The organism is Peptostreptococcus russellii, assembly GCF_900110295.1.
Lineage (GTDB): Bacteria > Bacillota > Clostridia > Peptostreptococcales > Peptostreptococcaceae > Peptostreptococcus > Peptostreptococcus russellii_A.
The window spans coordinates 23,432-37,353 of record NZ_FODF01000010.1; the positions used below are offsets into that span (position 1 = coordinate 23,432).

10 protein-coding genes and 1 pseudogene are annotated in these 13,922 nt (G+C 32.4%); 5 read left to right on the top strand and 6 right to left on the bottom strand.

Going from position 1 to position 13,922, the window contains the following annotated elements; all coding sequences use genetic code 11:
- Positions 1 to 110: 110 nt before the first annotated feature.
- Positions 111 to 3,806: a DNA-directed RNA polymerase subunit beta gene (rpoB, locus tag BMY82_RS06610; protein ID WP_180366754.1), complete on the bottom strand. Its 3,696-nt coding sequence runs from the start codon at positions 3,804 to 3,806 to the stop codon at positions 111 to 113.
- 649 nt (positions 3,807 to 4,455) lie between these two features.
- On the opposite strand from rpoB, the gene BMY82_RS06615 reads away from it, so the two are divergent.
- Positions 4,456 to 5,391: a DMT family transporter gene (locus BMY82_RS06615; protein WP_091975773.1), complete on the top strand. Its 936-nt coding sequence runs from the start codon at positions 4,456 to 4,458 to the stop codon at positions 5,389 to 5,391.
- Positions 5,392 to 5,612: 221 nt separating this feature from the next.
- Complete coding sequence (locus tag BMY82_RS06620) at positions 5,613 to 6,587, top strand: sulfurtransferase (RefSeq protein ID WP_091975774.1); 975 nt, start codon at positions 5,613 to 5,615, stop codon at positions 6,585 to 6,587.
- A 171-nt stretch (positions 6,588 to 6,758) separates the two neighbouring features.
- Here BMY82_RS06620 and BMY82_RS06625 read toward each other — a convergent pair whose 3' ends face one another.
- From BMY82_RS06625 to BMY82_RS06640, 4 genes are all read right to left on the bottom strand, one after another.
- Positions 6,759 to 8,753 (bottom strand): DHHW family protein, encoded by a 1,995-nt coding sequence (locus tag BMY82_RS06625; protein ID WP_091975775.1) that lies wholly within the window; start codon positions 8,751 to 8,753, stop codon positions 6,759 to 6,761.
- 16 nt (positions 8,754 to 8,769) lie between these two features.
- Positions 8,770 to 10,020 carry an MBOAT family O-acyltransferase gene (locus tag BMY82_RS06630; protein WP_242938936.1) on the bottom strand — a complete coding sequence of 417 codons (1,251 nt, stop codon included), beginning with the start codon at positions 10,018 to 10,020 and terminating at the stop codon, positions 8,770 to 8,772.
- Between the two features lie 171 nt (positions 10,021 to 10,191).
- Positions 10,192 to 10,800 (bottom strand): DUF4358 domain-containing protein, encoded by a 609-nt coding sequence (locus BMY82_RS06635; RefSeq protein WP_091975777.1) that lies wholly within the window; start codon positions 10,798 to 10,800, stop codon positions 10,192 to 10,194.
- 15 nt (positions 10,801 to 10,815) lie between these two features.
- Positions 10,816 to 11,559 carry a GDSL-type esterase/lipase family protein gene (locus tag BMY82_RS06640; protein WP_091975778.1) on the bottom strand — a complete coding sequence of 248 codons (744 nt, stop codon included), beginning with the start codon at positions 11,557 to 11,559 and terminating at the stop codon, positions 10,816 to 10,818.
- 387 nt (positions 11,560 to 11,946) lie between these two features.
- Between BMY82_RS06640 and BMY82_RS06645 the strand changes: the two genes are divergently transcribed.
- The 3 genes and pseudogenes from BMY82_RS06645 to BMY82_RS09730 form a co-directional block, all read left to right on the top strand.
- On the top strand, positions 11,947 to 12,183 hold the full coding sequence (locus BMY82_RS06645; protein ID WP_091975779.1) for a hypothetical protein: 237 nt from the start codon (positions 11,947 to 11,949) through the stop codon (positions 12,181 to 12,183).
- Positions 12,184 to 12,369: 186 nt separating this feature from the next.
- Positions 12,370 to 12,498: a hypothetical protein gene (locus BMY82_RS09640; RefSeq protein WP_278308743.1), complete on the top strand. Its 129-nt coding sequence runs from the start codon at positions 12,370 to 12,372 to the stop codon at positions 12,496 to 12,498.
- A 59-nt stretch (positions 12,499 to 12,557) separates the two neighbouring features.
- Positions 12,558 to 12,800: pseudogene (locus BMY82_RS09730) on the top strand (DUF5714 domain-containing protein); the annotation flags it as partial.
- Between the two features lie 32 nt (positions 12,801 to 12,832).
- Here BMY82_RS09730 and BMY82_RS06650 read toward each other — a convergent pair.
- A complete protein-coding gene (locus BMY82_RS06650) occupies positions 12,833 to 13,864 on the bottom strand; it encodes a lactonase family protein (protein ID WP_091975780.1) in 1,032 nt (343 codons plus the stop codon).
- Between the last annotated feature and the right edge of the window lie 58 nt (positions 13,865 to 13,922).

Consider the following 13,922-nt stretch of genomic DNA (forward strand, 5'->3'; position numbering starts at 1 on the left):
GGAGTTCTCTCCCTTCTTTTCGATACTTATATATAATAATTGTTTCTGGGATTTCAAAATAGAAACCCCAAAACAAAATTCCTTCTACCCTTTATGCTACAAATTAATTTTTAAAACTTTTCTTCTTCATCATCATCGTCGAAGTCAACAAAAGCTGTATCTTCTTCCTCTTCTTCGTCTACAAAGTTTTCATCAAATTCTTCTTCCTCTTCCTCGTAAACCTCAGCTTCAACTTCTTCTATCATGTGAGTATCTTCTATATCATCTGGTACTACACTTTCAATCTTGAAATCTTCATGACCTTCTTCGTCTACTGATTCCTTGATATCTATTGGATTACCTTCTGAATCAAGTGCACTTACATCCAAGCATAGTGACTGAAGTTCCTTCATCAATACTCTGAATGATTCTGGCATACCTGGTTCAGGTATATTTTCACCCTTAACTATTGCTTCATAAGTTTCAACTCTACCCTTAACGTCATCGGATTTAACTGTTAGGATTTCCTGAAGTATGTGAGATGCACCATATGCTTCAAGAGCCCAAACTTCCATTTCCCCGAATCTCTGTCCACCGAACTGAGCCTTACCTCCTAGAGGCTGCTGAGTTACTAGTGAGTAAGGGCCTGTACTTCTTGCATGTAGCTTATCATCAACAAGGTGATGTAGCTTTAAGTAATACATGTAACCTACAGTTATTCTATTGTCGAATGATTCACCTGTACGTCCATCAAATAACTGAAGCTTACCATCTCTTGGATAACCTGCTTCTTCAAGAGCATCCATAATATCGTACTCGTTGGCACCATCGAATACTGATGTTGCAACATACCAACCTAGTTTCTTAGCAGCTAGTCCTAAGTGCATTTCAAGTACCTGTCCGATATTCATACGAGAAGGTATACCCTGTGGATTAAGAACTATATCCATAGGAGTACCATCTGCCATAAATGGCATGTCTTCTTCTGGTAATACTCTTGAGATAACACCCTTGTTACCATGACGACCGGCCATCTTATCTCCGACCTTTATCTTTCTCTTCTTAGCTATATAGCATCTAACAAGTTCATTTACACCTGGTGATAAATCATCTCCATTATCTCTTGTAAATATCTTGATATCTACTATAATACCTGATTCACCATGTGGAACCTTAAGTGAAGTATCTCTTACTTCTCTTGCCTTTTCACCGAATATTGCTCTTAGAAGTCTTTCTTCTGGAGTTAATTCAGTTTCTCCCTTAGGTGTAACCTTACCTACTAATATGTCGCCAGAATTTACTTCAGCACCTATTCTTATAATACCTCTGTCATCAAGATTCTTTATAGCATTTTCTCCAACATTAGGTATATCTCTTGTAATTTCTTCAGGTCCTAGCTTTGTATCTCTAGCTTCACATTCGTATTCTTCTATATGTATTGTAGATAATCTATCTTCCTTTACAAGTCTTTCGTTAATTAAAACGGCATCCTCGTAGTTGTAACCTTCCCATGTCATGAAGGCTATTAGACAGTTTCTACCAAGAGCTATTTCTCCAAGGTCTGTTGCTGGACCATCTGCTATAACATCTCCAGCTACTACCTTTTCGCCCTTGCTTACTATTGGAGTCTGATTTACACAAGTACCAGAGTTTGATCTCTTAAACTTTAGAAGCTTGTATCTATCCTTATCTCCATTGTTCTTCTTTATTATTATTTCATCTGCTGAAACTCTATCAACCACACCATCGTTCTTAGATACGACAACTGCACCAGAGTCTTTAGCAGCTCTATATTCTATTCCTGTACCTATTATAGGAGCTTCTCTTCTCACTAGAGGCACTGCCTGACGCTGCATGTTTGATCCCATTAAGGCTCTGTTGGCATCGTCATTTTCAAGGAAAGGTATCATTGCAGTGGCAACTGAAACAACCTGCTTAGGAGATATATCCATGTAGTCTACTCTGTCTTCTGAAACCATTTCAACTGCACCAAGAACAGTTCTACAAATTACCTTCTTGTTTATGAAGTGTCCTTCATCATCAAGTGGCTCATTTGCCTGTGCTCTTACATATAAGTCTTCTTCATCGGCTGTTAGATAGTGTATTTCATCTGTAACAACCTTTCTTTCCTTGTCATACTTTCTATAAGGTGACTCGATAAATCCATATTCATTTATCTTTGCATATGTAGAAAGTGAGTTTATAAGACCGATGTTCGGACCTTCTGGAGTCTCGATAGGACATATTCTACCATAGTGTGAATGGTGAACGTCACGAACTTCGAATCCTGCTCTCTCTCTTGAAAGACCACCTGGTCCAAGAGCAGAAAGTCTTCTCTTATGAGTAAGTTCTGATAGAGGATTTGTCTGGTCCATGAACTGTGACAACTGAGAACTTCCGAAGAACTCCTTTATTGCCGCAGATACTGGTCTGATATTTACAAGAGCCTGAGGAGTGATAGTTTCCATATCCTGAACTGTCATTCTTTCCTTTATTACTCTTTCCATTCTAGAGAAACCAATACGAACCTGATTCTGAAGTAGCTCTCCAACACATCTGATTCTTCTGTTTCCTAGATGGTCTATATCATCTATATTACCAACTCTATACTTACCGTCTATTATATAGAATAGACCAAATTCATAACTTATAGAAGCAATGATGTCATCTAATAGTATATGCTTTGGTATTAAAGACTTCATACTAGCCTTTATTACTTCCTTTATTTCATCTTCATCTTCATAGTTGTCCAATATTTCCTTTAGTGTTGGATAGTGAACATACTCCTTGATTTTAAGATCTGATATATCAAAATCAACATGAGCCTTTATGTCTACAAAGTTATTTCCTATTACTTTTATTTCTTTTTCGCTATCTACTGCTATCCATACTTGATTAATACCTGAGTTTTGAATCTGTCTTGCAACATCAAGACTAATCTTTTCTCCTGCACTTACAAATATTTCACCAGTTTCAGGATTTACTACATCTCTTGAAGCTATCTTGTCCATTATTCTGTAACAAAGAGCAAGTTTCTTGTTGAACTTGTATCTACCAACCTTTGCAAGGTCATATCTCTTTGGATCAAAGAATAATGAGTTTAGAAGTGATGAAGCACTTTCTACTGTTGGTGGTTCACCTGGTCTTAGCTTCTTATAAATTTCAACTAGACCTTCTTCAACATTTGAAGTATTATCCTTTTCTAAAGTAGCTCTTAATCTTTCGTCATCTCCTAAAAGCTCAAGTATTTCAGCATCTGAACCTATTCCTAGAGCTCTAAGAAGTACTGTTACCGGCTGCTTTCTTGTTCTGTCTACTCTTACAGAAATAACACCTGAAGAATCTGTTTCATATTCAAGCCATGCACCTCTGTTAGGTATAACAGTAGAAGAAATCAGTCTGTTACCCGTCTTATCTCTCTCTTCAGCATAATAAACGCCTGGAGATCTAACTAATTGTGATACGATAACTCTCTCTGCACCATTTATGATAAACGTTCCTCTCTCTGTCATTAGAGGGAAGTCTCCCATAAATACTTCCTGTTCCTTTATTTCGCCTGTTTCCTTATTTATAAGCCTAACCATAACTTTTAAAGGAGCACAGTAAGTAGTATCTCTTTCCTTACATTCTTCAATATCGTATTTTGGCTTTTCGTCCAATGAGTAATCTACAAACTCCAATATAAGATTCCCTGTGTAATCTTCTATTGGTGAAATGTCTGTAAATACCTCTTTTAAGCCTTCTTCTAAGAACCAATCATATGAGTCAACCTGAATCTCAATTAGATTTGGCACGTCAGCTATTTCCTTAATCTTGGAAAAGCTCATTCTTTCTCTTTTTCCAATCATGACTGGATGTGGTACCACAATTTTCACCTCACTAAATTAAATTTTTATTGCATTTGTTAATTTATGAGTTTACGTTTATAAATCCACCTCGCTAGTGTAATTAAATGCAACAGAAATTTACCTTCACGAGCCCACTTTATAAATCGCAATTATCTAATAAAATATTGCTTCTGAATAGTTTTTATTAAAAAACTCCCGGAAAACATTGCCAAAATATAAGTCAAATAGGCATATTTTCACATTATAAGCAGTATATTATTTTATCACAAGTCTTGACATATTTCAATATCTTTTGTAAAATATTATACTTTTTTTTCATATTTATCTTGAACCACAAAGTTAATTATGCTAAAATATCAACTGTTAGCGCATTTTTTAATAAATATTTGAGGTCTTATCTGTGTTTTTTAAATAAAAATTACAGATTTTATTTAATTAAACTAAATTTATTTCCCGGATATTTTATTTTAAAAATAAGCTATCTTAATTAATAGAGTTGAGTTTGTTCAAAAAATAATTTATGAACAGAAATGAAAACATAGATTCTATGTGTTGGAATTTTAACTTTGATGTACTAGTTTCAACTATACGACAAACCAATAATTTTTAAGAAAGAGGTGGTAGAAAGATGTCTACTAAAAAGAATACCTTTAAAGGTATAAGGTTGATGTTAATTGCTACGTTTTTCTGGGCTACAATGGGTATTGTCAGCAGAAACTTAAACGGCGCACATTTAACATCTATTCAGGTGGCATTCACAAGATGCCTTCAGGCTGCGGTATTTACTACAATAGCGTTGGCCATAAAAAACAGAGAAGCTTTTAGAATTGATTTAAAAGGTCTTGTATTCTGTGTAGTTTACGGAATTATAGCATTCGGTCTTGCTATGGCTTTCTTCAGTCTAACAGTTGAAAGAATCCCTATAGCAGTAGCTACAGTCTTAATGTTTTCTAATCCTATCTGGGTAACATTGTTCGGAAGAATTTTCTTTAAGGATCATGTGGGAATCAAAAAAATTATAACTGTTATTACATGTATACTAGGTTGTATGTGTATAATAGATATTTTTGCTGCAGGTGGAAAAGACCTTAATGTTTTAGGAGTTGTATTTGGACTTCTAAGTGGTATAACATTTGCCTGTCAGCTTGTAATACCAAGATTTGCTGAAGGTAAGTATTCAAATGATACACTTCTTCTTTACGGATTTTGGGGAGGGACAGTCTTCCTTGGAATATTTAGTAATATTCCACAGCTTGCAAGTTCAATAGTAAATGGAGCAGATCCACTTTATACTATTGCAAATCTATTGGCTATTGGTGTTTTATCTACTTATATAGCTAATTCCTACTATATTAAGTCTTCTGAATACCTTGGAAATACTCTTCCAAGTATTCTTGTGGCATTTGAACCGATATTTGCCACTATATTGGCATTTATCATTCTTGGAGAAGCTATCAAACCTATTCAGATGTTTGGTGCTTTAGTCGTAATTGCATCAATTATAGTAATGCAAGTAGATATAAAAAGTCTTTCTTTGTTTAATAGAAAGGCTGCTGAAAAATAAGATATCAAAAGAACAGGTTTTCACCTGTTCTTTTTTATTGATTTTATTTATTCAGCAGTATATTAACTATATGTTTTTACAATATATTTATAATCAAATATTTTTATGGTTTCATATTATTATGATATAATAAAAAGAGATTGATTATTTTTTAAAATTTTCATAATTCAGACTTATACTTTCTAATATAAGTTATTTATATTCTAAGGAGGAATCGTACAATGAAAATAATCTCAAAGAAAATCATTTATCCTATTTTATCAGCCTTTTTGGTATTTTCTGCAGTTGGATGCAATAAGGAAGATACTTCTAAAGAGGCAGCACCACAAAAGACAGAAAGTAGTTCAGAAGAAGCTACTACAAAAGATTTATATACTTTTGACAACAATGACTACTTTACAAGTGTTGACTGGCTTAAAAAGAACATGGGTAAAGATGTAATTATCCTAGATGCTAGATCGGATAAGGATTATGCAAAAGGGCATATTCCAGGAGCTATAAACGTTGCTTGGCAATCGCTTTCTAAAGTTTCTGGAAAGCCTGGAGACAAGGATTGGGGTACACTTTTAGACCCTAAAGAATTGTCAGCTGAATTTAGAAAATTGGGTATAAAGAAAGATTCTAAGGTTGTAGTTTATGGAAATAAATCTGCATGGGGAGAAGACGGAAGATTGGTTTGGAGTTTAAAGAGAGCCGGAATAGATGCTAGAATACTTAATGGTGGCTATGATCTTTGGACTGCAGATAAGCTAGAAACTACTAAGGAGGTTCCTAAACCAGAGGAATCAGACTTGCTACTTACTGCTGTAAGCCCAGATGCAAATATTACAACAGAAGAACTAAAAAAGGACTATGATCAATATAAAATCATAGATGTTAGAGAAAAAGAAGAATATGATGGAGCTACAAAGTATGGTGAAGCTAGAGGCGGCCACCTCCCAAACGCTATAAACATCACTTTCAATCAACTTTATAACGAAGATGGTACTATAAAATCTAGTAAGGAAATTGAAAAGATACTTGAAAAAGCTGGAATCAAAAAAGATGACCGTATTGTTACATACTGCACAGCTGGTATAAGATCAGCTCATATGACACTAGCCCTTGAAAATGCCGGTTACAAAAATGTTCAAAACTATGATGCTTCATTCTATGAATGGGCAGGAGATGAAGTAAATAAGCTAGAAAAGAAGTAATAACTATTACTTCTACAAATAAAAGAGTCTCATACTAATTAGTGTGGGACTTTTTATTATAAAATGTATTAAAACTATTTAACTTTCTAAACTTCGTAATAAAAAAAGTGCACTGCATATGCAGTACACTTTTTTATTTCATATATGTTCTAAAGATACTTTCAAACTTTTCTATTGAACATCTTTCTTTTCGTCAGTATTTTTATCAGAGTTTTTCTTGCTTGTAGAACTTTGTCCACTTTCACTGGATTTTCCAGAAGCTGATTTTTTATTACTAGCAGCCTTATCCTCTGATGACTTAGTATCCTTTGTCTTGTCTATCTTCTTATTTTCTTCTACAGACTTCTTTTCTTTTCCTTCACTAGCTGATGTAGATTCATTATCCTGACTGTGATAATCTGGATCGTATATATTCAGTATTGAAGAATCTGTGTTGAATGTGTTTATATTGTAAAGTATCAACACGTCTGTAACTTCATTGTTATTAAGTATGTCTGCCATAGTTCCTGTATAGTATCTAAGGTCTACCACATTAATTTCAGCAAAATCATTAATCAAGAAAGGAAGCATTGCATTTGCATATGAGTCTTTTATTAAAAGAAGTTTTCTATTTGTTTTTACATTGGTTCTTATCTTAATCTGTGAGTGATTTCCACCTGTAAAGACCTCATATTTATCCTTACCCTTTAATTTATTTGCATCATAAAGTGTAGTTACCTTCTCTTTTGTATCATAGTACTTTACAAGAAGTGGGTACGGCTTTTCTTTTAAATAAAGAATAATATTTTCTGGTTCTCCTATTTGAGCACCATTTTTGTAGTAAAGGCTTCCCAAGAACTTATCTGTTGCAAGAGATTTAGTAAACCTCTTTTCTTGAGCTGGAGATATGTCTCTACTCTTTGAAAATTCTTCATATCCCTTATATGCACCGTCAGTTGTCCAATGATGGTCAGTCTTGTAATACAGTTGTGTAGCATTCTTTATTCTATTAAATGGTGTAATAAGATTTACAAAATTAACCTTCTTATCAACCTTTTCTTTTACCTTATCAAGGTATGCCTTCTGAGAATCTGAAGGTGCATTCTTTGGTAGAAGATTTTTGTAAATTTCAACCTTATTAGGAACCAACATCATGCTTACATTTAGCTTAGGGTTTTGAGAAACAAAGCTGTTAATAGCCTTAACCTTAGCATCTGTTACTTCAGGACTAGCTTCTGTAAATCCTTCCATAAGATATCCATCTTTACAAATATACACACCATTTAACTCTTTTCTTCCTAGGAGAAGATCAAATCTAGCCTTAAGTTTTATCATGCCCGATCTATTTGGGAACTGGTCTGAAACATATTTCCCAATATCTTTTGAATACTTCCCTGTAAGAACGCTTTGCATTGTAACCCTTGGCTTTTGCTGAAGTGTCCTATTTTCTGAAATAGACTTTTCAGCCTTAGGAGAAATTATAAATGCAACCATCATAATCACAATCAAACCCATTGAAGCACCTGAAAGTATTCTATAGAAATTTTGATCTAGTTTTTTTCTTTTTTCTTTACTTACATATTTCTTCTTATCTCCGCCTGTAAATATAAACCCTACTACTAAAAGAAAGGCATATACTATTGCAGAAAAAATATGCTTTATACTGATTCTACTTTTTTTCTTCTTTCTCTTTCTCGTAGATTTTCTATTTACAGCCTTTTTATGTACTTTTTTATTTGATTTCCTTGTTTGGCTAACTGGAATTCTCTTCGTACTTTGCTCTTCATAAAGTCTTTGCCTTCTAGCTCTATCTTGACTTATTTTTCTTCCGTTTTCATCTCTTATTACCGGAATTTTTCTAGTTGCCTCTTGAGCAATAGGCTTAACTGGTCTAGAAACTTTCGGCTGTACTTTTGGTCTTGCCTTAGTTGAACCAACACTTGGTCTTGCGCTTTTATTTCTGTCTGTCTTTGTCTTCTTATTTACTGGTTTTTTTGGAGCAGTCGCTCTCTTTTTATTTTTTGATAGGTTTTTTTTGCTTTTATTTGTTTTTTTCGGAGCCTTCCCTGGTCTTTTTTTACTTTTTCTCTTACCATTTCTTCTAGAATCACTAAAATCATCAGTAAGCAACTTTCTTAGGCTTTCAGGCATCTCAGGTTCTTCATATCTATTGTATTTATTACTCATCCTGCATCACCCCCACCTAGAAATTAAAGTATAGGAACGGACTGTAGCTCTCGCCAATTAATGAGGCTACTGACAGTATAAATACTATAATATAAAATATTGATACTGCTATATATCCCTTTGCTCCAAACCTTGACTTTATATTGTTTATTACTCTACTTACTAAAGTAGTTGAACCTATCATTGCTAATAAAATGAGTTTCCATGTTGTTTTTAATAAATACATTGCAGTTGGATCTACAATATGATTTGCTCCTATTATAAACATATTTCCGTAATATTTAATAATGTTTGAAACTCCTTGAAGGTCAAACATTACCCAACCTATTACAACTATTAACAGACAATATAGAGTCTGTAACTTTGGACTTCTTTTTTCAAGAAATGAAAGCAATCTTGTTTTTTCAAAATATATTATAAGACCAAAATAAAGTCCCCATATTATAAAATTCCATCTCGCCCCATGCCATAAACCTGTAATCATCCAAACTACAAAAATATTTCTTATATGTTTATTTTTTGAACATCTACTTCCACCCATAGGAAAATAAATGTAAGTCTTAAACCAGTTCCCCAAGGAAATATGCCATCTTCTCCAAAATTCTGTAGCACTTTTTGATATATAAGGATAGTTGAAGTTTTCAGGCCACTTAAAGCCCAACATATTCCCCAATCCTATTGCCATATCTGAATAACCACTAAAGTCAAAATAAATTTGTAATGTAAATGCTATAATTCCAATCCATGCAGTTGCTGCTGACATATTTAAATCTGGCATAGATTTCACTTGAGCCCAAGTAAGTGCCAAATTGTTCGATATAAGAACTTTTTTACCTAATCCTATAATGAATCTTTCCATTCCTATACCAAACTTTTCTGTTGTAATTACTCTGTTTCTTAACTCTGCTTCCATTTGATTGTACTGTATAATAGGTCCAGCCCCGATTTGTGGAAATATACTAATATACAGTGCAAAATCAACTAAGCTTTTTTGTTCTTTAGTTCTTCCTGTATAGACATCTACTATATAAGATATAATTTTAAAAGTATAGAATGAAATACCAAATGGTAAAGGTAATTCTACTATTCTAAGATTAGTTCTAAAAATCATATTTATATTGTCTATAAAGAAACCATAATATTTGAAAAATACCAATATAGCTACATTTATTACTATTAAACATACCATATTGAACCTTGCTTCTTCCTCTTTACTCTTGTAACGGCACATCCTTTTTACACCAAACCAAGTCACTACTATTGACAAAAGTATCAATAGTAAATATCTCGGGTCACCCCAACTATAGAAGAATAGACTCAGTAGCAAAAGAACCCAATTTCTCGATTTTTTCGGTACAAAAGTATGTAATATCATTGCTATCGGGAAGAACAAGAATAAAAATGTTAAACTAGTAAAACTCAAAACTCTCACCTTCCCTTACTTATAGCTATCTTTTATCGCTTTATTTATTGCACTCGTATTCTTTGCTGATATAAAATATACATAATCACCTTTCTTACTTAGTTCACTAGATGAAATTATTCCATACTGTGCTGGTGCATAATTTTTAAAACTATTTGACTGACTTTCTATTCTATTTTGTATCTTTGCCATTACAGAATCTGCCTGACCTGGTTTGCACTTTACAACAAGTATTTCATCTGCAACCATATTGCTTTTTGGCGCAAAAAGCACAAAGTTATCATACTCCATATCATTGATACTATATAGCTTTCTCAAAGTCAAAGCATTCCCTCTTTCAAGATCTTCGCCATCTATCTTTCTTGAAATATTTTCTGGAAGTGTTGTAAAATTAATTTCTCTTACTTTTACAAGCTGATATGCTCCTATAAAAGCAACTAAAACTATAAGAGCAAGTATTGCATACTTCTTCCTATATAGAGGGCTTGTTTTTATAGAAGGTCTCAACCTTTTTTTATTAAACATCCTCTTAGGCTTTTCTATATCTACTGTCCTAAGTCTAGCAGTATGTTCATAATTCGTAGGAGAGACATTACTTTTTTCTTTGTCCTTACCTTTTTCCAAACAAGTTCACCCCCCTTATAAATTCTCACTTAAGAAGAATAGCCAGTTTTTATAGAAATCATACTTTAAGTGTATTCCATCTGGTTCATAAAGATTGTTAGATGTTATTAAACCATCTGAAGAAAGATACTTAGCGCCAGTTTTTTCAGCTACTTTTTTAGCCCTTTTATCTAACTCCGCTACATTATTATTATTTATTCTTCCATCATTCTTCTTAATAGCTTTTGATTCATCAACCTTTAGAGGAGCTTGTATATAGATTTCAACGCCCTTATCTACCTTCTTTATTTTGTTAATAAGTTCTATATATGAACTTTCAAACTTATCTGTAGACTCTCCATTCAGGTCATTGGCTCCATATAAAATAACTATCTGTTTAGGTTTAAGCTTTTCTATTTCCTTAATATGCTTATCTGCCTGATTTACATGTTCTCCTTTTTTAGCTAGAACACTTGATGAATCAAGTATTCCTCCTACCTTTAGATATTCTGTAATAGAATCTCCCAAGAATACTACATCTTCAAACCTAGACTTTGCCTTTGCCATATTAAATTTTGAAATAGAAGTATCTGGATTTACTTCATCGATTTCCTCTTCGACCTTATCCCTGTTTTGTCCCGCTTGTGCCTTTAAATTTTTCATAGTCCAGTCAATACTCTGAAGAGGAGTCTTCGCAGTATCAGCCGCAAAAGCTTTTGAACACAGTAAAGCCGTTCCGGATATCAACACAGCCATTGCTATCACTTTACTTTTTTTCATATTTTAACATCCTATCTAATAATATTTTCCTGAATATATTGTCATACCTTTCCACTTTATAGTTACCCTAAAATAAAAAACACAATATAAAAATTAAACAATTATCTATGTACTATACATTGATAAAAATATATTCCCATAAAAAATTGACTATTTTAAAAATAACGATTTTCTCAAATACGTCATTAAAAAAAATGGTCTCTAACTTATATATTTTAATTAAGTATTTTTCATTTTATATATTGCTATAAAAACGGCATTATACTCATATTATAGCATAAAGAACTTCTTAAAATCTTGTTTTTTTCAAAAAAAGCTGTATAACTTAAGCATCATATTATAGTATAATAAGTATAAAGTAATCGATGTTAATAAGGAGGTGAAAATTTGATAATAAACAATGTTAATGCTCTTCAAATTTTCTTGGTGACTTTTCTTGCAATGTCTTTAAACGTAGTACTTCCAACTATTCTTTTTATAAAAGCTAAGTCTGCTTCAAAAGATAAAAAGTCATTTATCAAGAACTTAATATTTTTTGTGATAATTCCGGAGTTAATATTTTTACTACTTAGTATTTATGGAGTCTATAAAGTTGTTATGATTAATCTTTCTAAGTTGTTTTAATTAATTTTTTAACATAAATATAAATATATAAAATTATTTTTTCTAGAATTTATTTTTCTATTCTCTAAAGTAATTATTTAAACTTTAAACACAATCATATTTATCTATTTGTGTATATCTTAGTAGAAATATATACTATATATTCTTAAAAGGACTTATATACAAGTGAAAAATGAGGTAGAAACAATGAAATATAATTCAGGATGTATGGTATGTGGAGCAGATTTAGTTTATTCACACGAATTGATGTATAGCCAATGTTCTATTTGTGGCGCAGGTGTTGGCAGTGGAATATTTACATCTGTAATTAAGTGAGCAACACCACTTACAAAATATTCATGGGTTTTTTCAAATAAAATGAAAGCCATGTTCTCTCTTCAATCGGAGAAATCGGCGGTCCTAGATGTTGTAAAAGAAATAGTTTCATTGATATTATAAAGGCAAGTGAATTTTTATTTGATGAAACATGTAAAAAACTATTTGACTTTGAATACGCCAAATCAGTTTACACTTATAAAAGCAAAAACAAAGAATGTATAAAAATGGATTGTCCTTTCTTTTTAAATAATTATTGTAAAAAAAGCTGTTGCACAAATTATATAAACAAAGTTATATAATGGCAACAGCTTTTAAAAAAGTATCTTAAATTTTACTCCACTACACAAACAGTTTCAGCTGCTTCTATATCCATTCCCTTTAGATATTCAAGCTTGCCTGTTTTCTTGTTTCTCTTAAAGACTTTTACATAGTCACCATTTTGATGTCCTATAAATACAAATCTTTCATCGCTATTAAAATTAAAATCTCTAGGTGTATCACCTTCTGTTTTTAACAACTGTAATAGTTCTAAACTACCATCTTCAAGAATCTTAAATGCAGCTATGCTATTGTGTCCTCTATTACTAGCATATAAAAACTCTCCATCAGAACTTATTTTAATAGCTGCTGCGGTATTCTTTCCATCATAGTCATTTGGAATAGTTGATATACTATCTACATATGAAAATTCACCACTACTAAAATCATAATTCAATATGTCAATTCTAGAATTTAATTCACCTATTAAATATGCCTTTCTTCCATCTTTTGAAAAAACAATATGTCTTGGACCCATTCCTGCTTCTGTTTTATATGTTGAAATAAGCCTGTGATTTCCATCTTCTGTAATATAATAGGTGTGAACTGCATCATCTCCCAAATCTATTACTATTAGATACTTATCAAAAGGATCTTTTATAGACATATGACACTTTGAAGAATCTTGATCTGGACTGACCTTACCCTTACCATTAAATTGTATGGTAGACTTTCTCTCAAGCTCTAAATTATCATCAACACCGATAATATCAAGCCTACCCATATGGTAATTGCTTGAATAAACTAAATTCTTTTTCTCATCAAAATACAAATGACAAGGTGCCTTTATCATACCAGCCAAAGTATCTACTAAAACATACTTACCATTCTCTTTTTTATAAGATGCTACACCTCCGCCATCTCTTGCTGTAATAGAAAATAACCTGTCCCCATTAGCTGATTTTGCCAAGTATGTAGGAGATGACTCTTCTATTAATTGATTTTTGCTAAACTTAATATTTCTATCTATATCATATTCTACATCAAATATATGTATGCCTTTATTGTTTTTTCTTGTATATCCGCTTAAAAAAAGTTGTTCCATTACATCCTCCTTCTGAACTATCTGTTCACTAATTCCTCTACAAACTAGTTCGAATCAA

Bases quoted from the DNA above. Each gene is read 5' to 3' on its own strand.
- BMY82_RS09640 (WP_278308743.1), top strand. From the start codon at position 12,370: ATGAAATATAATTCAGGATGTATGGTATGTGGAGCAGATTTAGTTTAT.
- BMY82_RS06625 (WP_091975775.1), bottom strand. From the start codon at position 8,753: ATGAGTAATAAATACAATAGATATGAAGAACCTGAGATGCCTGAAAGC.
- BMY82_RS06640 (WP_091975778.1), bottom strand. From the start codon at position 11,559: ATGAAAAAAAGTAAAGTGATAGCAATGGCTGTGTTGATATCCGGAACG.
- BMY82_RS06615 (WP_091975773.1), top strand. From the start codon at position 4,456: ATGTCTACTAAAAAGAATACCTTTAAAGGTATAAGGTTGATGTTAATT.
- rpoB (WP_180366754.1), bottom strand. From the start codon at position 3,806: ATGAGCTTTTCCAAGATTAAGGAAATAGCTGACGTGCCAAATCTAATT.
- BMY82_RS06650 (WP_091975780.1), bottom strand. From the start codon at position 13,864: ATGGAACAACTTTTTTTAAGCGGATATACAAGAAAAAACAATAAAGGC.
- BMY82_RS06620 (WP_091975774.1), top strand. From the start codon at position 5,613: ATGAAAATAATCTCAAAGAAAATCATTTATCCTATTTTATCAGCCTTT.